The following is a 24,561-nucleotide window of genomic DNA, read 5'->3' as shown; positions in this document are numbered from 1 at the left end:
AATGTAAAGCTTGTGTAAAGGTTTATTGAATTTTAGGACGAAAGACCCCCTGCTTACGATTTGACAGAAGCATAAATAATATCAAGTTAAGAAGGGAAAATGCAAAGGTGATCAAGTACATTTCCAACACCTCTTCTTTCCAAAGGCTGTAGGCAATTGGTCCAAGTGCAACCCCACCGAACCTCACCGCTCCATATATACTGACAATCAGCCCCCTTTCATGTTCCGAAACACTCCCCGTAATAAAGGTATTAATGACCGGCAGCATCAAGCCCAATCCACCGAAACTTACTGTAATAAAGAACATCAAAAATCCCAATGATGAAAAAAAGATCAGAAAACCTAATGGGACCGACATCATTAACATCCCACATTTCATATACGTCCACCCCAGTTCCTCATCCGTCTTTAACCTCCCCCCACACCAGTAAGAGCAAATAGTCATCGCACCAAGTGGAAAGATAAATGTAAATCCTTTGAAAAAACCATCTATATGAAAAGTATTTTCAATATGGTAGGAAAGGAAGAAGAGAATGCCGAATAATAAAAATAAGCCTATCCCTCCAATCGCATATAGTGGAATTAATAAGCGTCCTTTTGAAATAAGGATGGAGTACAGGTTCTTTTTATCAGCCTTGTGATAACCCTCTTTCGTTTCAATCGTTTTTCTAAGTCCTATTAAAATCACCACGCACAAGACAGGAAACACCCAAAATGCATGATTCCAATGGACAAGGATAGCCAGTGTGGCACCAGTAAGAGGTGCGACTACCTTGCCTACCCCATTAAACACTTCTAACGAGCCTAACATCCTTGAGCGTTCCTGTCCCTGATAGATGTCACCGATCAATGCCATGGCCAGAGGTGTCGTTCCAGCGGCCCCCACACCTTGTAATCCTCGGCCAATCATGAAGAGACTAACAGTTTCATTTACTTCTCCACTCACAACACAAAGTACACTTCCCAGAATCATTATCCATAGTGAAGCAATGATTAATCGTTTACGACCAAAGCGATCCGACAACATCCCCACAAATGGAATCACCACTGCTGCAGGTATCGTGAATGAGCTCAAGATAAAACCGGACCAGCTGCTATTCAAATGTAAATCAGCTTCAATACTCGGGAGAATGGGAATAAGCATAGAATTTCCCAGTACCATTAATATGGGCAGTAAACCGATTACCAGTTGGACAAGCTTATTCGTCATGATTCGCAACCCCTTCATAGTCAGGTTCATTCTAAAAAACACGGGAGGAAAGTATATATGAAAAGAATGGCTATTTTCTTTGGTATTATCATTCTTCTTTATAGTGTCTATTATGATTTAAATAAGGGAACCTTACGGCTGCTTTATCAAGAATCCACCGTCGCAACAACTCAGCCACAGGTTAATCAGGCGTCTCCAACTGAGTCTCAGCAAACTTCTGAGGAAGATCCCTCCTCCATTCCTTACGTGGAAATGGAGGTCAAGCCGGGTGATACTGTTTTAAGTCTCTCTGAAGACCTTCTTGATGGTTCTATACCTGTTCCCATCGAACGTGTGATTACCGATTTCGAAGAATTAAATGATGTGCCCCCTGCTAAGATTCAAATTGGGAAAACCTACAAAATCCCGAATTATCAATAATCCAAGCATTCAAAATACACCTATTTCTTGTCATTTCACACAAAACACTGTTACAATAGCTTCGTATTACTTTTAATGAAAGTTTTTAGAACCTTTCTAAAGGAGCGAATTACACTTGAGTGAAATTATACATCGTTCAAAAACACGTCCGGTCAAAGTCGGAGATTTAACTATTGGGGGTAACAACGAACTCGTTATCCAAAGTATGACTACTACAAAGACACATGATGTTGAAGCAACAGTTAAAGAGATTCACCGTCTCGAAGAAGCAGGTTGCCAGGTTGTCCGGGTAGCTTGTCCAGATGAACGTGCAGCAGATGCGATAGCTGATATTAAGAAACAAATCAATATTCCACTTGTTGTCGATATACATTTTGACTATAAACTAGCCTTAAAAGCCATTGAAGGTGGAGCCGATAAAATCCGGATCAATCCAGGAAATATCGGTCGTCGTGAAAAAGTCGAGGCAGTTGTCAAAGCAGCGAAAGAAAAAGGGATCCCGATTCGAATCGGGGTAAATGCCGGAAGCTTGGAAAGGAAAATTCTTGAAAAGTACGGATACCCAACGGCTGACGGTATGGTAGAAAGTGCCCTTCATCACATCAAGATACTGGAAGATTTAGATTTTCATGACATAATCGTTTCCATGAAAGCATCTGATGTGAACTTGGCCATTGAAGCATACACAAAAGCGGCCAAAGCATTTGATTACCCGCTTCACCTTGGAATCACTGAATCAGGTACATTATTTGCAGGAACCGTAAAGAGTGCAGCAGGGCTAGGGGCGATTCTAAGTCTTGGCATTGGAAATACACTGCGTATTTCCTTAAGTGCTGATCCTGTTGAAGAAGTGAAAGTAGCCAGAGAACTATTAAAGTCGTTTGGATTAGCATCAAATGCTGCCACCTTAATTTCATGTCCGACATGCGGACGTATCGAAATCGACTTAATTTCAATTGCCAATGAAGTGGAAGAATACATCTCCACCATTAAAGCACCAATCAAAGTCGCGGTCCTTGGATGTGCAGTAAATGGACCAGGTGAAGCCAGAGAAGCAGATATCGGCATTGCCGGGGCTCGTGGTGAAGGACTGTTATTCAGAAAAGGTAAGACTGTCCGGAAAGTTCCTGAAGAGACGATGGTTGAGGAATTAAAGAAAGAAATCGACAAGATCGCAGAAGAATATTTTGCACAGCAAGAAGCAGAAAAGAAAGAGCAGGAAGTATAAATGCATGTAAAGAGGACTGACCTTGGGTCAGTCCTCTTTTTTAATTTCTTGAAACGCTCCCAATTTCAAGAAAAAGCGTTATTTTTAAAAGAACGGCAGTACAAATAATCCAATGATTATCGATACGGCCCCAATTCCGATTGCCCAGGCACCGAGCATTTCTGCTCCTCGTCTTCTTGCCACGAATCCAAGAACAATTCCCGCAGCCCCCATGATTACCGGGAGAATAAATAAGGAAAGAATGGATAGAGCAAGTGCGGAGTATCCCAATACACGACCTGAAGTTGTCGTATCTTCGGCAGTATCCTCTTCAAAATCGCGGCTTACACTCATTGGAGCAGCAATTTCTGCTGCTGTTTCTTCACGGTATTCTTTACTCACATCTGTTTCCGGATTGTCGTAATACACGTCGATATCTTGTAGATTTCGATCAACGCTGTTTAATTCGCGTCGTTCATCATTCATACAGCAATCCCTCACTTTCTGTGTTTGGGAGCCTTCTTATTGTGTGTCACTTCTCTATATTTACTATGCTAATGTTTGTCATTTTTGTTAGCTTACCTTCACTTTTCAAACCATTAATTGCTTTTTGAAAACATCGTTTATCTACTGGTCATAAGTGTGATAAACTTGAAGGAGTTTTTATAAAGAGGAGTATGATAAAGAATGAAACGTTTTGGAATCGATATTGATGGGACAGTTACGTCACCTGAATCTTTACTGCCTCACATAAATGATTATTTTAAGTTGAATTTAACCTTACAAGACATCACCCAATATGAGCTGACAGAGGTTCTGAATATTTCACCTCAAACATTCGGGAAATGGTTTAAGGAAGCAGAACCAACCATATACAAAGAATCTCCCCTTGCTCCTGGCGCAAAGAAAATACTGGATCAATGGAAAGAAATACATGAGCTTTATTTCATAAGTGCAAGAAGGTCCGACCTCATCCAATTAACCAAAGAATGGTTCAATAGCCAGGATTTGACGTATCATCACATTGAATTAATCGGCTCACATGACAAAATTTCAACAGCAAAAAAACACGGTGTCGATATTTTCTTTGAGGATAAACATGATAATGCTGTAGCGATTTCTGAAGAACTATCGATTCCGGTTCTGTTATTTAACACTCCATACAATCAAAAACCGATTCCTGATAGAGTCATTCGCGTAAATGACTGGCAGGAAGCGAACTCCTGGGTTCAAACCTGGCTTCAAAATGAATCATAAGAAAAAGCCTCTGATCGTTAGAGGCTTTTTCATTACTTATTAAACAAATCTTTAAATTGTTCCACCCGTTTCCGATTCACTTTAAAATCATAATATCCGAGACGTGAACCTGACTTGATATGTAGAAGATGTGTACTTTCATCAATATAGAGTTCCAGGTCATCCTTGAACTTCATCCACTTTGATGTGAATACCGCATGCACATAATGTGACTTCTCTTCCTTGATCTCTACATGATCGAACTTGCTAAGGGTATTATGGATTCTCTCCTTCGTATCCTCTGTGCTTCCACTGATGGGAAGTGGTGCAATCCTATGATATGATGTGAGATCTATCGTGCTTACACAGTTTTTTTTATTCGTTGGGCAATGAGTAAAAGGAACTGTTTCCATGAACGCATCTCCTCTCTATTCCTTCTCTATAATTGCATTTTTTCCCTCTTTTGCTGTCACTTAAACTATGGACATTTCAGTAAAAGAAAAAGACTTCCAAGAAAAACAAATTTATCATGAGTGGAAGTGTGAAAACATGGGGCGTGCCGAGACCCCAGAGCTGAGGAGGCTCGGCCGAACGTCCGCGGAAAGCGGAGCGGTTCCCCTCACCATCTAAGCACACACTTATTGACAGAGCAACAAGCAGACCTTATGTAACAAAATAACAAACTTTACGGAGTGAGCAAGAAAAAAGAGACCCTAAAAGGATCTCTCTACTGACATTGAGGGCATTTACCGTAAATTTCGAATTTATGGCCGGATATGTCATACCCTGTGTCCGTTAAATTTTCTTTTAATGCTTCCATGGGGCATGTGTGAATTTCTTTCGTTTTACCACAATCCATACAAATGAAGTGATGATGATGGTGATGACTTTCGCATGTGAATCGAAAATGTCTTTCACCTGAGAGTTCCGTCTCTTCCAAGATCTCAAGTTCAACAAACAAACTCAAATTACGGTAGATTGTATCAAAACTAAGCCCCGGGTAATCAGCTTTCATATTCTCCAAAACATCCCTGGCCGTTAAATATTTATTAGAGCTGGAAAACAGTTCCAGTAATTGTTCCCGTTTTCCTGTATGCTTATATCCTTTTGATTTTAACAGGTCCATTGCTTCCGTTACATTCATTTTCTACACCTCAACCTTAGAAGAATGACTCGACGTTCTTATTTTTTTAATCACAATTGTAATGAGAAGGATCAAAATAGCCGTCATGACAATCGTACCACCTGGTGCAAGATTCAAATAGAATGCACTGATCAATCCCACAATAACAGAAATTTCACCGAAAACAAGCGAAAACCCAATCGTTTGTTTAAATCCATGGGCAATCCTGATGCTTGCAGCAACCGGTAATGTCATAAGAGACGAAACGAGCAGGATCCCGACGATGCGCATGGAAGCCGCAATCACAAGTGCCACCATGACCATAAAGATAAAGTGGATCGCCTTAGCGGGGATACCTGACGCCTTTGCATGATCTTCATCAAAGGATAGAAGAAACAATTCCTTGTACAGCAAGATAATGACGCCGATGACAAGGACGCTGATTCCTCCAATCAAATACAAATCCCCTCTGCTGACTGCGCTGACACTTCCAAATAAATAACTAAATAAATCTGTATTAAAACCGTCTGCCAGAGAAATGAAAATGACACCTATCCCGATTCCTCCAGATAGGATGATCGGAATCGCAAGCTCTTGATAATGCTTATATAACATACGCAAACGCTCTATGAACAATGAGCCCATGACAGAGAATACCATCCCAAAATAGAGTGGATTCAATCCCGAAAAAGCAGGCATTGTTTTACTTAAATACAGGCTCGCTGCAATACCTGACAGAGTGACGTGACTCAAGGCATCCGCTATTAAAGAAAGTCTCCTTACGACGATGAATGCTCCTAATAAGGGTGCGATGATTCCGATGAGAATCCCCGTTAGAAATGCATTTTGTAAAAATTCATATTGAAAAATAGCTTGAAGCATTGTCTTCCCTCCAATCGATCATGAATGATGATGTTCATGTTCATGATTTAAAAAATGTACATCATGACCATAAAAAGAGGAAAGCTGATTTTCCTTAAGCTTCTCGAACTCTTCTGTTTTGCCATGGAAATGTAAATGTTTATTTAAACAAGCGACATGAGTCACTTTGTTCGAAATCGATCCAATGTCATGAGTGACAAGAACGAGAGTGATGCCTAAATCTTTATTTAAGGTTTCTAACATATCATAGAAGTTTTGGACGTTTTGACTGTCCACCCCAACTGTCGGTTCATCAAGAATCAGCACATCAGGCTGGCTGACAAGGGCCCGGGCAATGAACACCCTTTGCTGTTGTCCACCTGATAATTCTCCAATGTTACGTTTAGCGAATTGACTCATTCCAACTGATTCTATGGCACTATAAACATCATGTTTGTATTTAGATGAAATCCTCTTGAACAAGCCTGCTTTTTTCGCTAATCCGCTCGCCACCACTTCATAAACCGTGGCTGGAAAACCTGTATTGAAGCTATTGGCCTTTTGGGAAACAAACCCTATTCGATCCCATTGTTTGAACTTATGCTGCGGGATCCCAAATAGCTCAATATTTCCTTGTTTAACTCGCAGAAGGCCCAGAACAAGCTTTAGTAATGTCGATTTTCCTGAACCATTAGGTCCGACGATCCCAAGGAATGCTCCTCTCGGAATACTTAGGTTAATATCTTCGAGCACTCTTTCCCGCTCATATCTGAAATTCACATCTTCTATTTTTATAATAGGATTTGTAGTATCCATTTTAATCATCTCTCTTTATAAGAATCATTACGATTTAAAAGTACATAGGGTAGTATACATGATGTGTGCACAATTGTAAATCATTCATGCCCCAATACCATATAAAAAGACTGCTCAATTTGAGTGAGCAGTCCAGTCCTTTATTTGCATGCTATATCAATGAATCGCAGACTTAAATCGCGCACCCTTTGTTTCCTGTGTACTCATAATCGTAATGAAGGCATTGGGATCTACATCAGAAACAATGGATTTCAACTTTGTTACTTCAAGTCTGGTGACCACGACATAAATGACCTCTTTATCATTATCTGTGTAACCTCCACGCCCCTTTAACATGGTTGTTCCCCTGCCAAGTCTTTTTAGTATGGCGTCGGATACATCCAGGTAATGATCAGAAACAATGATAACAGCCTTCGTTTCATCCATTCCCTGAATCACCGTATCAATCGTTTTAAAGGCTATATAGTAAGTCATAACGGAATACATCGCTTCTTCAAGTCCGAAGACAAATGCTGCCCAGGCGAAAATGAAAATATTGATGAACATAACAAACTCCCCCACTGAAAACGGAAGCTTCTTCGTTAAAAGGATACCAAGAATTTCAGTTCCATCCAGAGATCCACCATGACGTATCACCAGGCCGACCCCAACTCCAAGAGTCAATCCTCCAAAAACAGTGGCTAACACTTTCTCTGTTACAAACGGATCAATATGGTGTAAAAGGCTTTCAATACCTGCCAGTGCGATAATGGCAAACAGAGAAGAAACGACAAAGGTTTTCCCGATATGTTTATACCCGTAATACATGAAAGGGAGATTAAGGAAAACCAGCAGGGTTGCAAAGTTCACAAATGGAATGGTGTCTGAAACTAAATAATCCAAAATCAGCGAAACACCAATAATTCCACCATCGATGATATTATTTGGAACAAGGAACAACTCGATCGATATAGCAGCTAAGGCCGCTCCAATCGTAATAAAGATCAATCGGTAAATAAAATGAAGGGGACTTTCTTTTTTATGGACTCTTTGGGTCATCGGCAATTCCTTTCCTTTCACTTTATTTTCTTATAAAAATGTCACTTTCTGATCAGGTGTTACATATGTATCTTTTGAGGAGTGATAAACATGAAGTTGTTACAAAACGTGATTAATCACAAAATCAACAATATCACAAATGAAGAATTATTAAAGTACGCCAATCAATATAACATTTCATTGACGTCCCAGCAGGCAACAAGCATCGTCGCCAGTGTAAAAGGAAAGAACATCAATATTTTTGATGACAAAAAACGCAGTAAATTAGTGAAGGACTTAGCCAGGGTCATTGGTCCTTCCAAGGCGAAGGAAATCAACCAACTCTTTTTGCAGCTCATCAGATAGTAAAAGAAGAGGAGGCGTCCCTATTGTTGAGAGATGACCTCCTCTATTGCCTTTTTTATTGATTCAGTATTTTCGTTAATACATCTTCATCGAATGTTTGATTACGCAGCATATCAATTTCGTACTTGTAAGGAGGTTTTTTATTTTTCTTATCTTCCCCTACATACGGTGTTTCCAAAATCTTAGGGACCTCTTTCAGCTGTGGATGATGCACAATATAGTTCAGTGCTTTGAATCCGATATGTCCGAACCCTAAATTTTCATGTCGATCTTTGCTGGCTCCACGTTCATTTTTACTATCGTTAATGTGTAAAACCTTTAAGCGATCAATCCCGACAATCTTATCGAATTCTTCCAAGACTCCATCGAAATCTTCCACAATATTATATCCTGCATCATGGGTGTGACAAGTATCGAAGCAAACAGAAAGGCGGTCATTCAGTTCTACTCCATTGATGATCTGAGCTAATTCCTCAAAGGATCTTCCACATTCTGAACCCTTCCCTGCCATTGTTTCCAGTGCAATCTGCACTTTATGGTCTTTAGTTAACACTTCATTCAGGCCTTCAATGATCTTTTCGATTCCCTTATCCGCTCCTGCACCTACGTGAGCACCAGGGTGAAGCACAATCTGCCCCGCTCCCAGAGCTTCTGTGCGTTCGATTTCAGAGCGGAGGAAATTGACACCCAATTCAAATGTAGCAGGGTTCGTCGTATTTCCGATGTTAATGATATAGGGAGCATGTACAACGATGTCCTCTATCCCATTTTCTTTCATGTGGGCGAGACCTGCTTCAATATTTAAGTCTTCGATCTTTTTTCTTCTCGTATTTTGAGGTGCACCTGTATAAATCATAAATGTATTAGCTCCATAGGAAACGGCTTCCTCACTGGAAGCTAATAGCATTTTTTTACCACTCATTGAAACATGGGATCCAATCTTAACCATTCTTCTCAACTCCTAAGAAAATCTCTCTATATTGTATCGAATGTGTACAAATGAATCACGTTAAAACACTTATTTATTCCTGTTTTTCATTCTTCTCTCACGTTTCTTGATTTGATCCATTTTGTACTTCATTTTCTTTTTGTAGCCCGGCTTAACTGTTTTCGGTTTTCGAACCATGGATTTCGCTTTTTCATCAATCTCATCAACATTCGTTTTTTGACGGTTCTTACGTTTGTTCAGGGGTGGTAACTCAGACCATTCCCCTTTCTTAATATCTTGATGAACAAAGCTGATTCCGAGCTTTTCCAGACGATTCAATGCATCTTCATCCGATGGTGTATAAATGGTATAGGCAATTCCGCTATTACCGGCACGCGCTGTACGTCCGGAACGGTGAACATAAAAATCCAGATCTTGTGGCAATTCAAAGTTAATGATATGACTTACACCTTCAATATCAATACCCCTTGCTGCTAAATCAGTCGCTACGATGTACTGATAATCCAGATTTCTCGTTTGCTTCATCATTTTCTTACGCTCACGTGGGGAAAGGTCTCCGTGAATCCGTCCAACCTTTAAGCCTTTAGCGATCAACGCATCAGCCACTTCATCTGCTTTTTGTTTTGTATTAGTGAAAACGATACCTAAATATGGATTAATATCCACCAAAATATTGTACAATAAGTTAATTTTATCGCGACTCTTAAGAGGGACGATTACATGTTGGATATTCTTTGCCGATAGCTGCTCGGGCTCGACATGTGCATATTGTGGATTTTCCATATATTTTTTCAAGAAAGGCTTCAATTTCTCTGGAATTGTCGCAGAGAAAACAAGCATTTGTAATTTTTCAGGCATCTTAGCGGCAATCTGATCCACGTCTTCAATGAATCCCATATCCAGCATCAGATCCGCTTCATCAATTACGAGTAGACTGGCAGTATGAACAAATAAGGCTTGATCTTTCACTAAATCATTGATCCGGCCGGGAGTACCAACCACAATATGAGGCTGGTGTTTTAATTTCTCGATCGTTCTCTGCTTGTCCGTTCCACCAATAAAGCAGCGGGAAACAATGTTGCTATCCTTCGTGATCTTTAGTACTTCTTGATAGATCTGTTGTGCAAGTTCTCGGGTTGGAGCAGTAATCACGGCTTGTACCTGTTCAGAATCTGCATTTACCTTCTCAATAATCGGTAATAGGTATGAATGTGTTTTTCCCGTTCCTGTCTGGGATTGACCAATCGCACTTTGCCCTTTTAAAATCAGTGGGATCATTTTCTTTTGAATTTCTGTTGGTTCGTAGAAACCCAGTTCTTCTACAGCTTCATTAATGAAAGACTGGAATCCGAATTGTAGAAATAAATTCTTTTTCATTCTTTACATCTCCTTTATTCAAAATATCCTTTTATTTACGCTGTCATCGGGATGGATGTCTCTCGTACACATCATCACCATAGATATATATAAAATTTACGGATCACTTTATCACCACGTGTGATTATAATAACGTTAGCAAGCGTCATATTTAAAGAACATCTAACCATTATAATATTTTTTTGGCAAAACATCTAGTTCATACTTATTTTAATTTGAGATGATATTGTATGAATACCCTTTTTTCACCTATTGCATACTCTATACTGACGAGGAATTTATTCGAATGAAAGGAGGCTGTCATTATGCCGCCTAGAAGAATGAGGAATCAGGGACAGGATATGCGAAATCCTTTCGGGATGAGACAGCAGCGGGGATTCAACGGGTTCGGAATGCAGCAGCCTAGAAGGAATGGATTTGGACTGGGGCAGACGCAGCCACCTCCGTTTCAATTTGGAGGACAACGTCAAAATCAGGGATTCAATATGGGAATGAACCAGAGAGGAAGAAGCCGGGGGCCAGGTAAAGGTGGCTTATTGTCTAAGCTTCTTAAAAAGGGAGATAACCAGAATACCGGCGGAGGATTATTACAACAATTTTCCAGAGGGGATTCATCTTCCAACACGTCTGGATTTGAACGATCTCCCCAGGCGGCTGGCGGAATCCTCCAGAGCCTATTGAACCCCGGTAATGTGAATTCCTTTTTATCCAATTCGCAGCAATTGCTCCAGACCGCTCAACAGCTGGGTCCGATGTTCCAACAATATGGGCCTATGGTGAAAAATATCCCGGCACTATGGAAGTTATATCGTGGGTTTAAAGATATGCCTGCCGATGATGCGTCCGACGACGGGAATAGCGAAGAAAAAAATGCGGACATCGACATCCCTGAAGTGGAATCCACTGTTAAGAAAAAAAAGAAGAAGAAACCACCCGTAGAAATTTCAGAGGATAGTGAAGATTTTGATGATAACCAGACACCATCAAAGTCTAAATCAGGATCAAAACCCAAGCTGTATATTTAAGGCCAGGATCCCTAAAGGTACTGAATCACCTGTTTAGGGATTTTTTTATTTGTGCATTCAAAGGCATTTTGATAGGAATGAGTACACATTATTATCGTTCTCTTTGTCAGGAGGACTGTTCTCCTTTATAATGAAGACAAAACCTTTTCTCATGTAGGAGGATATTCATAGATGGAAATTATTAAGATTACTCCGAGAGGCTATTGTTACGGTGTTGTAGATGCAATGGTCATTGCAAGAAACGCAGCATTGGACAAATCGCTTCCTCGTCCAATTTATATTTTAGGCATGATCGTTCACAACAAACATGTGACTGACGCATTCGAAGAAGACGGGATCATTACCCTTGATGGCACCAATAGAAAAGAAATCATCGAACAAGTAAATGAAGGAACGGTTATCTTCACGGCACATGGAGTATCTCCTGAAGTGAAAGAAATAGCCAAACAAAAAGGACTTGTCACACTGGATGCAACGTGTCCCGATGTAACGAAAACCCATGATCTGATCCGCGCAAAAGAAGCGGAAGGCTATGACGTGATCTATATCGGTAAAAAAGGACATCCAGAGCCTGAAGGAGCTGTCGGGGTTGCACCTGAGATCGTGCATCTCGTGGAAACAGCAGAAGATGTAGAAAAGCTTTCTATTGAAAACGAAAAAATCATCGTGACCAATCAAACGACGATGAGCCAGTGGGATGTATTGGATACGATGGATAAAGTGAAGGAAATGTATCCTCATGTTGAACTGCATAAAGAAATCTGCCTGGCTACCCAGGTTCGTCAAGAAGCAGTTGCTGAACAAGCTGGAGATGCAGATGTCCTAATCGTTGTAGGAGATCCTAAGAGTAATAACTCCAACCGCCTTGCCCAAGTATCAAAGGATATCGCCGGTACTCCTGCACATCGAATCTCTGATATAAGCGAACTGGATATAGAATGGATTAAAGATGCGGGCATCGTTGCTGTAACAGCAGGTGCATCCACTCCTACTCCAATCGTAAAAGAAGTCATTAAATTCCTTGAAGCTTTTGATCCAAATGAGGAATCAACTTGGACAAGAGAGCGGAATGTTCCATTGAATAAAATTCTCCCTAAAGTACGAAAATCTAAATTGGGAACTAAATAAAAAACGTGAAAGGCCCCTTAGAAATTCTAAGGGGCCTTCATCTTTACATATACGTAAATGGGTTGGTTTCAGCTTTTGAGGCGAATATATTGACGATATACCCTTTTTCCGAGGATTTTTTCGCTAAGTAACCGGCCACTCCATCCTTCATGACTTTTTCTATGTGATGTCCTGCATCAACGACATTCAGTCCCATCATCATGGCGTCGTGGGCAGTGTGGTAATAAATATCCCCTGAGACGAATACATCCGCTCCCTGTCTTTTCGCTTTCCCGATAAACTTATTTCCATCTCCGCCAAGCACTGCTACTTTCTTCACTTTCGCTTCCCCATCACCAATGAGTCTGATTCCGTCCATACCGAATGTTTCTTTCACAAATAAAGCAAATTCCTTAAGACTCATCTCATTCTGTAAATGTCCGATTCTACCTAGGCCTAAAGCAGGCGACTCGTTTTTAAGGGAATAGATATCATAGGCAACTTCTTCATAAGGATGATGGGTAAACATCGCTTTCAACACCTTTTTCTCTAAAGAAACAGGATAAACGGTTTCCACCTTCTCTTCTTCTACTTCCTCAAGGAAACCTTGCTTCCCTATATGAGGGTTCGTGCCCTCCTCAGGGAGGAATCTTCCCTTTCCTTCAGTCGAGAAGCTGCAATGTGAATATTTTCCGATGTGCCCGGCTCCTGCATTCCCAAGGGCCGTTCTAAGTTCATTTGCGTTATCTTTTGGCACATAAACGACTAATTTACAGAGCTCCTCATTGTGAGTAGGGACGAGTACCGACGTATCCTGCAAATTCAGCATGTCGGATAAAAGATCATTCACTCCCCCTATCGCCACATCAAGATTCGTATGAGCCGCATACACGGCAATATCATGCTTGATTAACTTCTCGATCATACGTCCCTGGTATGTGTCAGTTTGCAGGGACTTCAATGGACGAAAAAGCGGTGGGTGGTGGGCTATAATTAATTTCACATTGTTTTTAATTGCTTCATCCACCACATTCTCCAATACATCCAGGGTGATCATCACATTTTCAACCTTTTCGTTCAGCTTACCAATTTGAAGACCAATCGGATCCCCTTCTTCTGCTAAATATTTTGGTGAAAATTGTTCAAACAGCTGAATGATCTCATGACCGTTTACTGTCTTCATGGGATAAGAACCTCCTCCACCATTTGTATTTTTTGAATAAGTTCCCGTTTTCGATCTTCCAACTCATCGGTTTTTTCCGCTTTTTCCATGTTATTCAATATATTTTTCCACTGTTGAAGCTCCTGATTCCACTTTCTCAAAAATGCATCATTACGCTCCTTCAATAAGAATGGACCGAGCAGAAGCTCTTTTTCAAGCTCACCAGAGTAGTGGCGTCTCGGATTCCCTTTTTCCGCTACTAAAATTTCATATATCTTATCATCTTCTTCAAGGATTTCTTCCCCTACTAAGTCCCATTCATTATCCATGAGCCACGTTCGGATGGACCTTGCACTCACATTCGGCTGAAGAATTAACCTGGGTTGATTGGTCAGCTTTGCTTTACCTGCCTCCAAGATTGAGGCAATCAATGTGCCTCCCATTCCGGCGATCGTAATACAATCCACCTCACCTGGAGCAATCACTTCCAAACCATTCCCAAATCTCACCTCTACCTCCTGAGTTAATTGGGCATCTTCGACTTGTTTCTTGGCAGAAAGATAGGGTCCTTTCACTACTTCTCCTGCGATTGCAGAGGAAGCAATACCTTTATTGACGGCATAGCACGGTAAGTATGCATGATCTGAACCGATATCAGCGATTTTAGATTGCTTGGGTATGTATGACACAACTGTTTCTAGTCGTTTCGATAATTGTTGAATATTCATTCGTTCACCTTTAATCATTTTTATTGGGTAAATCATGTACGATAATTATTCTAACCAACTTTTCCCGATAAAAAAAGTCCTTTGCCCAAAGACAAAGAACCTTTTTCAATCATTGATTATTTAAGTGACTTGATCCAGTCTGCCATAGCATCCAGATTTCCTTCTTCTACTAGACCAGCCGGCATCATACCTTTACCGTTTTTAATCGTTTCTTTGATCTCATCTTTAGACAGCTTTGTTCCTTTAAGAGCAGGACCGGCGCCACCTTCATAGTTTCCACCATGACAAGATACACAAGACTCTTTGTACTTAGCTTCCGGATCGAATTCTCCGCTTGAAGCCTGTTCGCCTTCTTTACCTTCCATTTCCCCGTGACCTTCTTCTTTTGCTTTTTCATCAGCGTTGTTAAGGCCTTCCAAAGACAAGAAGAAAACAAGACCAATTCCAAGAGCCATGATAAGTACGAATGGAATGATTGGATTACGATTCATGATTTAACCTCCTTTATGTACAACATCCAAAAATAGTGCTCTTTTCAACACTTTATATTTTACTGTAAAAAACGACAAAGTAAAAGTACTATCAATTAACTTTTCCATCTTTCTCACAAATTAGACACATTTCGTGTAAAATAAGGTCAGTTTTCTTTAAAAAGAAGGAGAGCCCTATTGCCCCAGAGCGGACCAATAGAGCTCCTCATAGCTGTTATGGTGTTTTCACCTTATTGACATCCTATCAGCCTTGAAATGACCATTCTCTGGACTTCTGAGGTCCCTTCTCCTATTTCAAGGAGTTTGGCATCCCTTAGATACCTTTCTACATGGTATTCTTTCATGTATCCGTATCCACCGTGAATCTGAATGGCCTCATCTGCTACTTCCATACTGATTTCTGAAGCGTATAACTTACACATGGAAGCTTCTTTTGAAAATGGTCTTCCCTGATCTTTCAACCACGCTGCCTTATGAACCATGTTCCTTGCCAGTTCAATCTTCATTGCCATATCAGCAAGCTTAAATTGAGTGACTTGAAACTGTGATAAGGTTTTGCCAAATTGCTTTCTTTCCTTGGAATACTGCAGTGCTTTATCAAAAGCAGCCTGTGCGACACCGACAGCCATAGCACCGATTCCGATCCTTCCACCGTCCAGTGTGACAAGGAACTGCTTGAAACCTTCTCCCTGCTTTCCTAACAGGTTTTCTTTCGGTACTTCAACATCTTCAAGAACCAACTCTGTCGTGTTTGATGAATGAAGGCCCATTTTTTCATAATTATCGACTACCGTGAATCCTTTTGCTTTAGTCGGAACGATAATCGCACTAATTTCTTTGTTCCCATTGTTTCTACCTGTAATCGCTGTTAAAGCGAGATGATTCGCATAGCTTGCATTGGTAATATAGCACTTATTACCGTTAATGACCCATTTATCCCCTTTATCTTCTGCAGTGGTTTGGGTGCCGCCTGCATCAGAACCTGCATTGGGTTCAGTCAGACCGAAAGCTCCAAACGATTCCCCTGTACAGATTGGCGTTAAGTATTCCTGCTTTTGTTCATGAGAACCAAATAAGTTAATGGGTGCTCCTCCAAGAGAAATATGCGCAGAGTACGTAATACCTGTCGACGCACAAGCTCTGCTTAGCTCTTCGGTTACGATTGCGAAACTGACCGTATCAGCACCTGCCCCCCCATATTCCTCGGGAAACGGAAGTCCCATCATCCCCAGATCAGAAAGCTTCTTGAAAATTTCTTTAGGAAATTCCTTTGTGCGGTCCCGATCCAATGCACCAGGAGCCACTTCTTCTTCAGCAAATTCCCTGATTGTCTTTTTAATCATTGTTTGTTCTTGTGTTAAGTCAAAATTCATCCTTATCCCCCTTGTCTAACTTTGATGACTGAAAGCCCTGAATTCATTTCCATAATAGCGCTTTTAAACATAATCACTGCACTCTATGAATACGCTCTCATTCTTATTATAAAAGGGAATAGAGAATTTTCTCAACTTTAAAAAACTTTTAAATTTTCAGAAGTTATAGTAGTATAAAAATAATTAGTAGGATCAACCCTGCCATACCTGACAGGCAAAAATAACCCAGCTTCCATTTCAAACCTGCAGTTATCCAAAGGAAACAGTTCATAAATAAGGTTATGTACATACCGAAAGAATTCCTGCCGAATAACTCTTCAATTATTTCTATGGAGGACAAAAGAAGTATACAAGCAGCAGCCATATACAAGAGTATTGGCGATAATTGTTTTTTAGTATAATAAATTCCTATCCCTACTAATAATCCGACAAAACTTGCCAAAATCGTTGTTTGCAAAACGATTGACAATTCAGTAAAATAAATGACAAATAATGAAATTAACATAGCACAAATTGAAAATAAGAAGTCTTTAAGCATTGTCTTCTTTTTGGCTTTCTTTTGATCGCTTTGTTCCATAACATCTCCTTCGGTATATAATGCAAGGAGATAGTCACAATAGTGCTCTGGCAGCATACTAGCTTGCTTCCAAAGTTGTATTTCATTCACAATTAAATCTTTTCTTGAATCCTTTACTGTTTTCACAGTTGTCACACCTTTATCTCTTAAATCTTTTAGCTACAATCATTCGTCAAAGGTGATGAAAAAACCTTTATTTCGAGCAAAAAAAAACCACCTCTATTCACAATAGAGGCAGTAAATGGGGTTTCTATTCTAAAAAGTCCTTTAAGCGTTTGCTTCTGCTCGGATGACGCAGTTTTCTAAGAGCTTTTGCTTCTATTTGACGAATACGTTCCCTCGTTACACCGAAGACTTTCCCTACCTCTTCAAGTGTACGGGTTCTGCCATCGTCCAGGCCAAAGCGTAAACGAAGAACATTTTCTTCACGATCTGTTAAAGTATCCAGTACATCTTCAAGCTGTTCCTTTAAAAGTTCGTAAGCAGCATGTTCTGAAGGAGATTGAGCTTCTGCATCTTCAATGAAGTCACCTAGATGAGAATCATCTTCTTCACCAATTGGCGTTTCAAGGGATACCGGCTCTTGAGCAATTTTAAGGATTTCCCGAACCTTTTCAGGCGTCAGATCCATTTCTTCTGCGATTTCTTCCGGTGCCGGTTCACGCCCTAAGTCTTGCAATAACTGTCTTTGGACACGAATAAGCTTGTTGATGGTTTCAACCATATGAACCGGAATACGAATCGTTCTGGCCTGGTCAGCGATCGCACGGGTGATGGCTTGGCGAATCCACCAAGTTGCATACGTACTGAATTTGTACCCTTTACGGTAATCAAACTTTTCTACCGCTTTAATCAGACCCATATTTCCTTCCTGGATAAGGTCTAAGAATAACATACCTCGACCAACGTAACGTTTGGCAATACTAACAACAAGTCGCAGGTTCGCTTCAGCAAGACGTCGCTTAGCTTCCTCATCGCCTTCTTCAATTCTCTTGGCAAGATTTATCTCTTCCTCTGCAGATAAAAGATCAACTCTTCCAATTTCTTTCAGATACATACGAACAGGATCATTTATTTTAACTCCTGGAGGAACGCTTAAATCATTCAGATTGAATTCTTCTTCCTCTTCTTTCTCTAACTCCGTAGCACCCGGATCATCATCTTCGTCATTTTCATTGATAATTTCTACACCTTGTTCACCTAAGTGTTCGTAGAATTCATCCATTTGATCGGAATCCAACTCAAACCCTGATAATTTATCGGCAATATCTTCGTATGTGAGGACCCCTCTTTTCTTACCTTGGTTAACTAAAAATTCTTTCACCTGATCAACTGTTAATTCTGATGCTATTTGTTTGGAACGCGCTGACTTTTCAGCCATTTGTTCCCCTCCTTCCAACTTCCTTACAAAACTTTATAGAGACTTACGCAGCTGTAAGATTTCCATTGCAATTTGTGCTTCTTTTCGGTAATCCTTTAGTCGTTCTGCTTCTTTTCTTTCCACTTCTTTTTCTTTTATTCTCAACATCTTTTGATGTTTTAACACCTGATTGACATAATCTACTAATTCTTGGTCCGTACTTTCTTCGCTTATTGACATCATTTCAATGTCCGTTACGATCCTTCTTAACCTCTCATCGGGAAGATACCCGATAAAGGCACTGGCACTTGGAGGTAGACCTTCTTCATAATAACCCAATAAATAAGTAATAATAGCCTGATGTTCATCAATATTAAGGTTAGTACCTGCAAGCCACTCCTGAATCTTATAAGCGATGTTCGGGTCCTTAAGCATATAGGCAATCAATCTTCTCTCAGCCGTTTGGTAAGCGGGCAAAAGTTTTGACTGGGTCTGTCTGGTGAAATTACCTTGCATACCTACCTGTTTAGGCGGTTTGGAATTCCGTTTATCGGGGCCTTCCAGATCAAAGAGCTGCTGTTGAAGAGCCTCAAGAGATAATTGGAATTCATCTGCTAAATACCTTAAATAATAATCCTTTTCAACCGCTTTACTCAGTTGGGTAATTTCCTTTAGTATGTCTTCTATATACTTAAGGCGATCTCCTTCATCATTTAAGTTTTTATTCAGCTTATAGTACCGAAGCTTAAATGCCATGAACGTTAAGCTTGCCCCTATTACATCTTGTTGAAACTTTGTTGGACCATATTTTGAAATGTAGTCATCAGGGTCTAATTGTTCCGGTATTGTGGCGACACGAATGTTCAGCTGATGATTGTTAAGAAGATTCCCTGCCCGGAATGCGGCTTCCACCCCAGCAGAATCACCGTCATAACAAATGATCACGGAATCAGTCAGGCGTTTAAGAAGTCCGATTTGCTGCTCTGTTAATGAAGTACCCATAGTGGCTACGCCATTTTCCACCTCTGCTTCACTGGCTGATATGACGTCGGCAAATCCTTCAAACAGAATGGCCTGCTGTTTTCTTCTAATCATTGAACGCGCGCCGTGATAGTTATAAAGAATGCTGCTTTTGTTAAAAATTTTCGTTTCCGGACTGTTTAAGTACTTCGGTTCATCATTCGCATCGATGCTTCTTCCTGAAAAAGCGACCGTATTCCCCTTCGTATCAACTATAGGAAACATGATTCTTCCCCTGAAGCGATCCAGGAAGGAATTGTCTCTTTCTCTTCTAACGAGTAAACCTGCCGCTTCCATCAGCTCCAGGGAATAGCCTCGCTTTTGAAGGAACTTAACCGTGAAATCCCAGCTTGGAAGTGACCACCCAATCTGAAATTTAGTAATACTTTCAGTCGTAAACCCCCGAGCCAGTAAATATTCGAGGGCTTCCTGACCTTCTTTTGTATTTAGAAGGAGATGATGGTAAAATTTACTCAATAACCCATGAGCTTCCATCATTTGCTTTTCATCTTCTTGGGGGGGAAGCTCCCTTTCAGACGAAGATGTCTGTATGGATATTTCTTCTCCTACTTTAGAACCAAGCTTTTGCGCTGCTTCAAGGAAGCTCAAACCATCAACATCCATTAGAAACGTAAACGCATTTCCCCCGGCCCCACATCCGAAACAGTGAAATATTTGTTTGTCAGGGGAAACAGAAAAAGATGGAGTATTCTCTCCATGAAACGGACACAAACCAAAATAATTGCGTCCCTGCTTTTTCAGTTGTACATAATCACTGACGACATCTACGATATCGGTTGACGATAATATTTTATTTAACTTATCTTCAGGGATTCTTTCAGACACGATTTATCACCTGTTTTTATTTACCCTCTTAATCCATTCTGTACTTATTCCGATTCTCCTGCAATTTCCGACAAGATTTTATCGAAGGAATTACAAAATGTTTCTCTGTCTTCATTTGTAAAAGGTTTAGGACCTTTACCATAGTTTCCTCTTCGGCGTTCTTTTGCTGCGACGTATCGATAATCGAGTGCCGTGACTATACTCTCTTCCCTGTAGGCTTTTCCCCTGGGAGAGATGGCATAAACTTTTTTTGGTAAAACCAATGACGCCAACCCGATATCCTGTGTAACCAGTACATCGTGTGGTTGAACATGGTTCATGATGTATAAGTCAGCCGCTTCTTTCGAACTATCGACATATACCCACCTGCCTTGATCAGGTGTGTTTTTCCTATGGGCATGAGAAGCAACAAAAACAACTTCAAAGCCATATCCTCTGGTAATTTTAATGATTTCCTGCTTTACCGGGCAAGCATCTGCATCTACATATACGGTAGACTTATGTTCGCTAATACTAACTATTCTACATCACTCCGTATTATCCTTCTCTCTTTATGAATTTTCCTAGAGAATTGATAAAAATTGTCGAATTTTAATTAAGACGAGACTTGACATATCACAATAATTAGTTTATTCCTTAAGAGTTTAGTCTAAACCTATTTTAAATATTTTTATCACAATTTTTTATTATAGTATAATCGGACAAGTTTGACCACTATAAATACTCAATTTATGAAACCTTTGATTGCTCACGTTTAGATTCACCAAAAAAGAATGATTCTCTCCCTTTTTTATTCAGGAAAAGAATCATTCTTTTTAACTGTTAATTGTTTGAGTGCTGATAGATATTCGTAATGACATTGGCTGTTTCTTCTACAGCTTTGTTCGTTACGTCAATCACATGGCATCCGATGCGATTGGTTATTTTCTCGAAATATTTCAACTCATCTTCAATGCGTTGAATATTCGCATAGCTTGCCTGATCGTTCAAGCCCAATGACTTTAATCTTTCCCGGCGAATCGTATTCAACTTCTCAGGGCTGATCTTTAATCCGAAGCACTTCTTAGGAGAAACCATAAATAATTCCTCTGGCGGATCGACTTCCGGTACTAGTGGTACATTGGCCACCTTAATCCTCTTCAGTGCAAGATATTGTGATAACGGCGTCTTTGAAGTTCTGGAAACACCTACAAGCACAATATCCGCTCTAAGGATGCCTCGGGGATCCCGCCCATCATCGTACTTGACGGCAAACTCTATCGCTTCCACTTTCTTGAAGTAATCATCATCCAGCTTTCTTACCGTTCCCGGCTCGAACAACGGCTCTTTTTGGTAAGCTGATTGATATTTATCCATTAATGGACCGATAATATCAAATGCGTACAATTCTTCTCTTTCAGCTTCTTTTTTAATATACGCACGCATATCCGGCTTTACAAGAGTGTATACGATCAGTCCCTGGTTTAATTTCGCCAGGGAAATCACTTCATCGATATGCTCTAAGTCCTCTACATACGGAAAGCGTTTAATGACCGTATTGGAACCATTGAATTGGCTAATCGCCGCTTTTGTGACTAGTTCAGCAGTTTCACCCACCGAGTCGGATACAACATAGATGATCGGTTCTTTCACGATCGCTCACCACCTTCTAATATTCATCTGCTAACGCTACAAATGCTTTCGTGATATTTGTTTTCGTAATTCTGCCTATGACCTCTAAATCGCCTTTTTCTGTTTTCTTAATCACCGGAACAGAGTCGATTTGTTTATGAATCAAGTCTTTGGCCACGCCTATTAGCTGGTCATCCTTTTCACAGACCGTAATATTAGGCATTCTCGTCATAATGATATTCACCGGCAAGGTACTAAGTTCCTGCTTCCCGATGCTCGCCCTCAATAGATCCTTACGTGACAGGACGCCAACTAAGTACGTATTGGCATCCACTACAAACAATGTGCCTACGTCCTCGAGGAACATTGTAACAATGGCATCATACACAGAAACATTTTCATTCACCACTACAGGAATCGATTGATAATCTTTAACATATATTTTGTTAAGGTTTTCTGTCAACAGCTGCGTTCCTGTTTTCCCTGTATAGAAATATCCCACTCTGGGACGGGCATCCAGGTAACCTGCCATAGTTAGAATGGCTAGATCAGGCCTGAGAGTCGCCCTGGTCAAGTTTAATCGATCGGCGATTTGTTCACCAGTGATAGGTCCGTTGTCTTTAACTATTTGTAAGATATGTTCTTGACGCTTATTAAGTTCGATTGTTACTCACCACCTAACGGACAAACGATTTATGTTATACTTTATATGAAATATTATATACTATTTAAAGAAAATGAAAAGAGCATATTATCATTCAATTGTGTCAACACTATATTTTAAATTTCACTTAACACAGATTATCTTTTTTTGATACAAACTTCAAATCTTTTTCCTTCTACTGATCAATAGTTGTTTTTATTTCTTTAACATGATAAAATGTCTTCATCATAATAATGCTATGACGGATCAATAAGTACTTGCTGCACTTCAAGCGACCAGGGACGGTGAAAGCCTGGAAAGCAAGGAAACGGCAATCCCGAGCTATTTTACATTTAAAAGTGGGTATACATGACGTATATCAACTAGGGTGGAACCGCGAGTATCAAGCTCGTCCCTAGGCTATATGCCTAGGGACGAGCTTTTTTATTTTATTACATACATGATGAAAAGGAGTGACTTTTATGTCAATGGAACAAGTAGTAAATTTAGCGAAGCATCGCGGGTTTGTTTTCCCGGGTTCTGAAATTTACGGAGGACTTGCTAACACGTGGGATTACGGTCCATTAGGTGTAGAGTTAAAAAACAATATTAAAAAAGCATGGTGGAAAAAATTCGTACAGGAATCCCCTTACAACGTGGGTCTTGATGCAAGTATCTTAATGAATCCACAAACTTGGGTAGCTTCTGGTCACGTTGGAAACTTCAACGATCCAATGATCGACTGTAAGCAATGTAAAACACGCCATCGCGCAGACAAAATCATTGAAAATGCCCTTGAAGAAAAAGGCATCGAGATGATCGTGGATGGACTTTCGTTTGAAAAAATGGAAGAAATCATCAAAGAGCACAGTATCGCATGCCCTGACTGTGGAAGCCAGGATTTCACCGATATCCGTCAATTCGATTTAATGTTCAAGACTCACCAGGGTGTGACAGAATCATCTACAAATGAAATCTATTTACGCCCGGAAACAGCTCAAGGTATATTTGTTAACTTCAAGAATGTTCAACGCTCCATGCGTAAGAAGATGCCTTTCGGTATTGCTCAAGTCGGAAAAAGCTTCCGAAATGAAATTACACCTGGTAACTTCACATTCAGAACACGTGAATTTGAACAAATGGAACTGGAATTCTTCTGTAAACCCGGAGAAGACCTGGAATGGTTCTCTTACTGGCGTGAATTCTGTAAAAACTGGTTACTTAACCTGGGAATGAACGAAGATAACATGCGTTTACGCGATCATGACAAAGACGAATTGTCTCATTACAGTAATGCAACTACGGATATTGAATACAAATTCCCATTCGGTTGGGGAGAGCTTTGGGGTGTAGCAGATCGAACAGACTTTGACCTGAAGCGTCATATGGAACATTCAAACGAAGACTTCCACTACATGGATCCTCAAACAAATGAAAAGTATGTTCCATACTGTATTGAACCATCCTTAGGTGCAGACCGTGTCACTCTTGCATTCCTATGTGACGCATTTGAAGAGGAGGAGCTTGAAAATGATTCACGAACAGTACTCCGCTTCCATCCCGCACTGGCTCCATTCAAAGCAGCAGTCCTGCCGCTTTCTAAGAAATTATCGGATGATGCATTCAAGGTGTATGAAGAATTATCACAGGATCTTATGATCGACTTCGACGAAACAGCGTCAATCGGTAAACGCTACCGACGTCAAGATGAAATCGGTACACCATTCTGTATCACATTTGACTTTGACTCGGTTGAAGATGGCCAAGTGACCGTACGTGACCGTGACACAATGGATCAGGTAAGAATGCCGATCAGCGAAGTAAAGGCGTTCTTACAGGAGAAGATTAAATTTTAAAACCTAAAGCGGAGGCGGCTCGTTCAGAGGCGACAAGCATAAGACAGCCCTGCCGGAAAGGCGTTCTTTGCCTTTTTGGCAGGGTTGACTTATGACCTCGAGCCTCTAAGCCCCGGAGCTAGCAGACACCTAAAGCGGAGGGGCTTTGCCCAGAGGCGACAAGCATAAGACGAACATACC

General features: G+C 40.5%; 26 protein-coding genes. 7 read left to right on the top strand and 19 right to left on the bottom strand.

Features of this window, described 5'->3' with window-relative positions:
* Positions 1 to 22: 22 nt before the first annotated feature.
* Positions 23 to 1,210 (bottom strand): MFS transporter, encoded by a 1,188-nt coding sequence (locus ACQKFO_RS01290; RefSeq protein WP_427596526.1) that lies wholly within the window; start codon positions 1,208 to 1,210, stop codon positions 23 to 25.
* A 57-nt stretch (positions 1,211 to 1,267) separates the two neighbouring features.
* Between ACQKFO_RS01290 and ACQKFO_RS01285 the strand changes: the two genes are divergently transcribed.
* A complete protein-coding gene (locus ACQKFO_RS01285; RefSeq protein WP_427596525.1) occupies positions 1,268 to 1,630 on the top strand; it encodes a hypothetical protein in 363 nt (120 codons plus the stop codon).
* 124 nt (positions 1,631 to 1,754) lie between these two features.
* A complete protein-coding gene (gene ispG / locus ACQKFO_RS01280) occupies positions 1,755 to 2,858 on the top strand; it encodes a flavodoxin-dependent (E)-4-hydroxy-3-methylbut-2-enyl-diphosphate synthase (RefSeq protein ID WP_187443688.1) in 1,104 nt (367 codons plus the stop codon).
* 84 nt (positions 2,859 to 2,942) lie between these two features.
* On the opposite strand, the gene ACQKFO_RS01275 is transcribed toward ispG, so the two are convergent.
* Entirely contained in the window at positions 2,943 to 3,323 is a 381-nt protein-coding gene (locus ACQKFO_RS01275; RefSeq protein WP_148969695.1) for a DUF4190 domain-containing protein, read from the bottom strand.
* 201 nt (positions 3,324 to 3,524) lie between these two features.
* On the opposite strand from ACQKFO_RS01275, the gene ACQKFO_RS01270 reads away from it, so the two are divergent.
* Positions 3,525 to 4,094, top strand: a complete 570-nt coding sequence (locus ACQKFO_RS01270) for a hypothetical protein (RefSeq protein WP_427596524.1) — start codon at positions 3,525 to 3,527, stop codon at positions 4,092 to 4,094.
* A gap of 32 nt (positions 4,095 to 4,126) precedes the next feature.
* Here ACQKFO_RS01270 and ACQKFO_RS01265 read toward each other — a convergent pair whose 3' ends face one another.
* The 5 genes from ACQKFO_RS01265 to ACQKFO_RS01245 form a co-directional block, all read right to left on the bottom strand.
* On the bottom strand, positions 4,127 to 4,486 hold the full coding sequence (locus ACQKFO_RS01265) for a DUF1499 domain-containing protein (RefSeq protein ID WP_427596523.1): 360 nt from the start codon (positions 4,484 to 4,486) through the stop codon (positions 4,127 to 4,129).
* A gap of 314 nt (positions 4,487 to 4,800) precedes the next feature.
* Positions 4,801 to 5,217: a Fur family transcriptional regulator gene (locus tag ACQKFO_RS01260; protein ID WP_044339634.1), complete on the bottom strand. Its 417-nt coding sequence runs from the start codon at positions 5,215 to 5,217 to the stop codon at positions 4,801 to 4,803.
* A gap of 3 nt (positions 5,218 to 5,220) precedes the next feature.
* On the bottom strand, positions 5,221 to 6,078 hold the full coding sequence (locus ACQKFO_RS01255; RefSeq protein ID WP_427596522.1) for a metal ABC transporter permease: 858 nt from the start codon (positions 6,076 to 6,078) through the stop codon (positions 5,221 to 5,223).
* 18 nt (positions 6,079 to 6,096) lie between these two features.
* Complete coding sequence (locus ACQKFO_RS01250; RefSeq protein WP_427596521.1) at positions 6,097 to 6,873, bottom strand: metal ABC transporter ATP-binding protein; 777 nt, start codon at positions 6,871 to 6,873, stop codon at positions 6,097 to 6,099.
* A gap of 156 nt (positions 6,874 to 7,029) precedes the next feature.
* A complete protein-coding gene (locus ACQKFO_RS01245) occupies positions 7,030 to 7,911 on the bottom strand; it encodes a YitT family protein (protein ID WP_299738452.1) in 882 nt (293 codons plus the stop codon).
* A 90-nt stretch (positions 7,912 to 8,001) separates the two neighbouring features.
* Here ACQKFO_RS01245 and ACQKFO_RS01240 point away from each other — a divergent pair, with 90 nt between their 5' ends.
* The gene (locus tag ACQKFO_RS01240; protein ID WP_427596520.1) at positions 8,002 to 8,256 is read left to right on the top strand and encodes a DUF2624 domain-containing protein; all 255 of its coding nucleotides are present in this window, start codon (positions 8,002 to 8,004) and stop codon (positions 8,254 to 8,256) included.
* 55 nt (positions 8,257 to 8,311) lie between these two features.
* Here the strand turns inward: ACQKFO_RS01240 and ACQKFO_RS01235 are convergent, their stop codons facing one another.
* Together ACQKFO_RS01235 and ACQKFO_RS01230 are read right to left on the bottom strand one after the other, a co-directional pair.
* On the bottom strand, positions 8,312 to 9,205 hold the full coding sequence (locus tag ACQKFO_RS01235) for a deoxyribonuclease IV (protein ID WP_427596519.1): 894 nt from the start codon (positions 9,203 to 9,205) through the stop codon (positions 8,312 to 8,314).
* Positions 9,206 to 9,274: 69 nt separating this feature from the next.
* Positions 9,275 to 10,582, bottom strand: coding sequence for a DEAD/DEAH box helicase (locus tag ACQKFO_RS01230; RefSeq protein WP_427596518.1), 1,308 nt, complete (start codon positions 10,580 to 10,582; stop codon positions 9,275 to 9,277).
* A 305-nt stretch (positions 10,583 to 10,887) separates the two neighbouring features.
* On the opposite strand from ACQKFO_RS01230, the gene vrrA reads away from it, so the two are divergent.
* Positions 10,888 to 11,607 carry a VrrA/YqfQ family protein gene (gene vrrA, locus ACQKFO_RS01225; protein ID WP_427596517.1) on the top strand — a complete coding sequence of 240 codons (720 nt, stop codon included), beginning with the start codon at positions 10,888 to 10,890 and terminating at the stop codon, positions 11,605 to 11,607.
* A 171-nt stretch (positions 11,608 to 11,778) separates the two neighbouring features.
* Positions 11,779 to 12,735 carry a 4-hydroxy-3-methylbut-2-enyl diphosphate reductase gene (locus ACQKFO_RS01220; RefSeq protein WP_427596516.1) on the top strand — a complete coding sequence of 319 codons (957 nt, stop codon included), beginning with the start codon at positions 11,779 to 11,781 and terminating at the stop codon, positions 12,733 to 12,735.
* A 43-nt stretch (positions 12,736 to 12,778) separates the two neighbouring features.
* On the opposite strand, the gene ACQKFO_RS01215 is transcribed toward ACQKFO_RS01220, so the two are convergent.
* The 10 genes from ACQKFO_RS01215 to ACQKFO_RS01170 form a co-directional block, all read right to left on the bottom strand.
* Positions 12,779 to 13,897, bottom strand: a complete 1,119-nt coding sequence (locus ACQKFO_RS01215) for a Nif3-like dinuclear metal center hexameric protein (protein ID WP_427596515.1) — start codon at positions 13,895 to 13,897, stop codon at positions 12,779 to 12,781.
* Complete coding sequence (locus ACQKFO_RS01210; RefSeq protein WP_427596514.1) at positions 13,894 to 14,604, bottom strand: tRNA (adenine(22)-N(1))-methyltransferase; 711 nt, start codon at positions 14,602 to 14,604, stop codon at positions 13,894 to 13,896. Before ACQKFO_RS01210 ends, ACQKFO_RS01215 begins: the two co-directional genes overlap by 4 nt.
* A 116-nt stretch (positions 14,605 to 14,720) precedes the next feature.
* Positions 14,721 to 15,095 carry a cytochrome c550 gene (gene cccA, locus ACQKFO_RS01205; protein WP_148969708.1) on the bottom strand — a complete coding sequence of 125 codons (375 nt, stop codon included), beginning with the start codon at positions 15,093 to 15,095 and terminating at the stop codon, positions 14,721 to 14,723.
* Between the two features lie 230 nt (positions 15,096 to 15,325).
* Positions 15,326 to 16,468: an acyl-CoA dehydrogenase gene (locus ACQKFO_RS01200; protein ID WP_427596513.1), complete on the bottom strand. Its 1,143-nt coding sequence runs from the start codon at positions 16,466 to 16,468 to the stop codon at positions 15,326 to 15,328.
* A gap of 163 nt (positions 16,469 to 16,631) precedes the next feature.
* Positions 16,632 to 17,171: a hypothetical protein gene (locus ACQKFO_RS01195; RefSeq protein ID WP_427596512.1), complete on the bottom strand. Its 540-nt coding sequence runs from the start codon at positions 17,169 to 17,171 to the stop codon at positions 16,632 to 16,634.
* Positions 17,172 to 17,295: 124 nt separating this feature from the next.
* The gene (rpoD, locus tag ACQKFO_RS01190) at positions 17,296 to 18,426 is read right to left on the bottom strand and encodes an RNA polymerase sigma factor RpoD (RefSeq protein ID WP_148969711.1); all 1,131 of its coding nucleotides are present in this window, start codon (positions 18,424 to 18,426) and stop codon (positions 17,296 to 17,298) included.
* A 33-nt stretch (positions 18,427 to 18,459) separates the two neighbouring features.
* A complete protein-coding gene (dnaG, locus tag ACQKFO_RS01185; RefSeq protein WP_427596511.1) occupies positions 18,460 to 20,271 on the bottom strand; it encodes a DNA primase in 1,812 nt (603 codons plus the stop codon).
* Between the two features lie 44 nt (positions 20,272 to 20,315).
* Entirely contained in the window at positions 20,316 to 20,783 is a 468-nt protein-coding gene (locus ACQKFO_RS01180) for a YaiI/YqxD family protein (protein ID WP_427597754.1), read from the bottom strand.
* A 310-nt stretch (positions 20,784 to 21,093) separates the two neighbouring features.
* Positions 21,094 to 21,906 (bottom strand): pyruvate, water dikinase regulatory protein, encoded by an 813-nt coding sequence (locus tag ACQKFO_RS01175; RefSeq protein ID WP_427597753.1) that lies wholly within the window; start codon positions 21,904 to 21,906, stop codon positions 21,094 to 21,096.
* 13 nt (positions 21,907 to 21,919) lie between these two features.
* Positions 21,920 to 22,546, bottom strand: coding sequence for a helix-turn-helix transcriptional regulator (locus tag ACQKFO_RS01170; protein WP_427597752.1), 627 nt, complete (start codon positions 22,544 to 22,546; stop codon positions 21,920 to 21,922).
* A gap of 461 nt (positions 22,547 to 23,007) precedes the next feature.
* Between ACQKFO_RS01170 and ACQKFO_RS01165 the strand changes: the two genes are divergently transcribed.
* Entirely contained in the window at positions 23,008 to 24,381 is a 1,374-nt protein-coding gene (locus ACQKFO_RS01165) for a glycine--tRNA ligase (RefSeq protein WP_427596510.1), read from the top strand.
* The last annotated feature ends 180 nt before the right edge of the window (positions 24,382 to 24,561 follow it).

The sequence above is a fragment of the Rossellomorea sp. NPDC071047 genome, assembly GCF_050270195.1.
Taxonomy (GTDB): domain Bacteria; phylum Bacillota; class Bacilli; order Bacillales; family Bacillaceae_B; genus Rossellomorea.
The sequence above is the reverse complement of the archived record's forward strand: the minus strand, read 5'-3'. Positions and strand labels throughout refer to the sequence as shown.

What these genes read in the sequence shown, in the direction of transcription:
- rpoD (WP_148969711.1), bottom strand. Translation starts at nt 18,426, where the DNA reads ATGGCTGAAAAGTCAGCGCGTTCCAAACAAATAGCATCAGAATTAACA.
- ACQKFO_RS01200 (WP_427596513.1), bottom strand. Translation starts at nt 16,468, where the DNA reads ATGAATTTTGACTTAACACAAGAACAAACAATGATTAAAAAGACAATC.
- ACQKFO_RS01165 (WP_427596510.1), top strand. Translation starts at nt 23,008, where the DNA reads ATGTCAATGGAACAAGTAGTAAATTTAGCGAAGCATCGCGGGTTTGTT.
- ACQKFO_RS01250 (WP_427596521.1), bottom strand. Translation starts at nt 6,873, where the DNA reads ATGGATACTACAAATCCTATTATAAAAATAGAAGATGTGAATTTCAGA.
- ACQKFO_RS01230 (WP_427596518.1), bottom strand. Translation starts at nt 10,582, where the DNA reads ATGAAAAAGAATTTATTTCTACAATTCGGATTCCAGTCTTTCATTAAT.
- ACQKFO_RS01245 (WP_299738452.1), bottom strand. Translation starts at nt 7,911, where the DNA reads ATGACCCAAAGAGTCCATAAAAAAGAAAGTCCCCTTCATTTTATTTAC.
- ACQKFO_RS01220 (WP_427596516.1), top strand. Translation starts at nt 11,779, where the DNA reads ATGGAAATTATTAAGATTACTCCGAGAGGCTATTGTTACGGTGTTGTA.
- ACQKFO_RS01240 (WP_427596520.1), top strand. Translation starts at nt 8,002, where the DNA reads ATGAAGTTGTTACAAAACGTGATTAATCACAAAATCAACAATATCACA.
- ACQKFO_RS01290 (WP_427596526.1), bottom strand. Translation starts at nt 1,210, where the DNA reads ATGACGAATAAGCTTGTCCAACTGGTAATCGGTTTACTGCCCATATTA.
- ACQKFO_RS01235 (WP_427596519.1), bottom strand. Translation starts at nt 9,205, where the DNA reads ATGGTTAAGATTGGATCCCATGTTTCAATGAGTGGTAAAAAAATGCTA.
- ACQKFO_RS01255 (WP_427596522.1), bottom strand. Translation starts at nt 6,078, where the DNA reads ATGCTTCAAGCTATTTTTCAATATGAATTTTTACAAAATGCATTTCTA.
- cccA (WP_148969708.1), bottom strand. Translation starts at nt 15,095, where the DNA reads ATGAATCGTAATCCAATCATTCCATTCGTACTTATCATGGCTCTTGGA.
- ACQKFO_RS01270 (WP_427596524.1), top strand. Translation starts at nt 3,525, where the DNA reads ATGAAACGTTTTGGAATCGATATTGATGGGACAGTTACGTCACCTGAA.
- vrrA (WP_427596517.1), top strand. Translation starts at nt 10,888, where the DNA reads ATGCCGCCTAGAAGAATGAGGAATCAGGGACAGGATATGCGAAATCCT.
- ACQKFO_RS01215 (WP_427596515.1), bottom strand. Translation starts at nt 13,897, where the DNA reads ATGAAGACAGTAAACGGTCATGAGATCATTCAGCTGTTTGAACAATTT.
- ACQKFO_RS01210 (WP_427596514.1), bottom strand. Translation starts at nt 14,604, where the DNA reads ATGAATATTCAACAATTATCGAAACGACTAGAAACAGTTGTGTCATAC.
- ACQKFO_RS01265 (WP_427596523.1), bottom strand. Translation starts at nt 4,486, where the DNA reads ATGGAAACAGTTCCTTTTACTCATTGCCCAACGAATAAAAAAAACTGT.
- ACQKFO_RS01260 (WP_044339634.1), bottom strand. Translation starts at nt 5,217, where the DNA reads ATGAATGTAACGGAAGCAATGGACCTGTTAAAATCAAAAGGATATAAG.
- ACQKFO_RS01275 (WP_148969695.1), bottom strand. Translation starts at nt 3,323, where the DNA reads ATGAATGATGAACGACGCGAATTAAACAGCGTTGATCGAAATCTACAA.
- ACQKFO_RS01285 (WP_427596525.1), top strand. Translation starts at nt 1,268, where the DNA reads ATGAAAAGAATGGCTATTTTCTTTGGTATTATCATTCTTCTTTATAGT.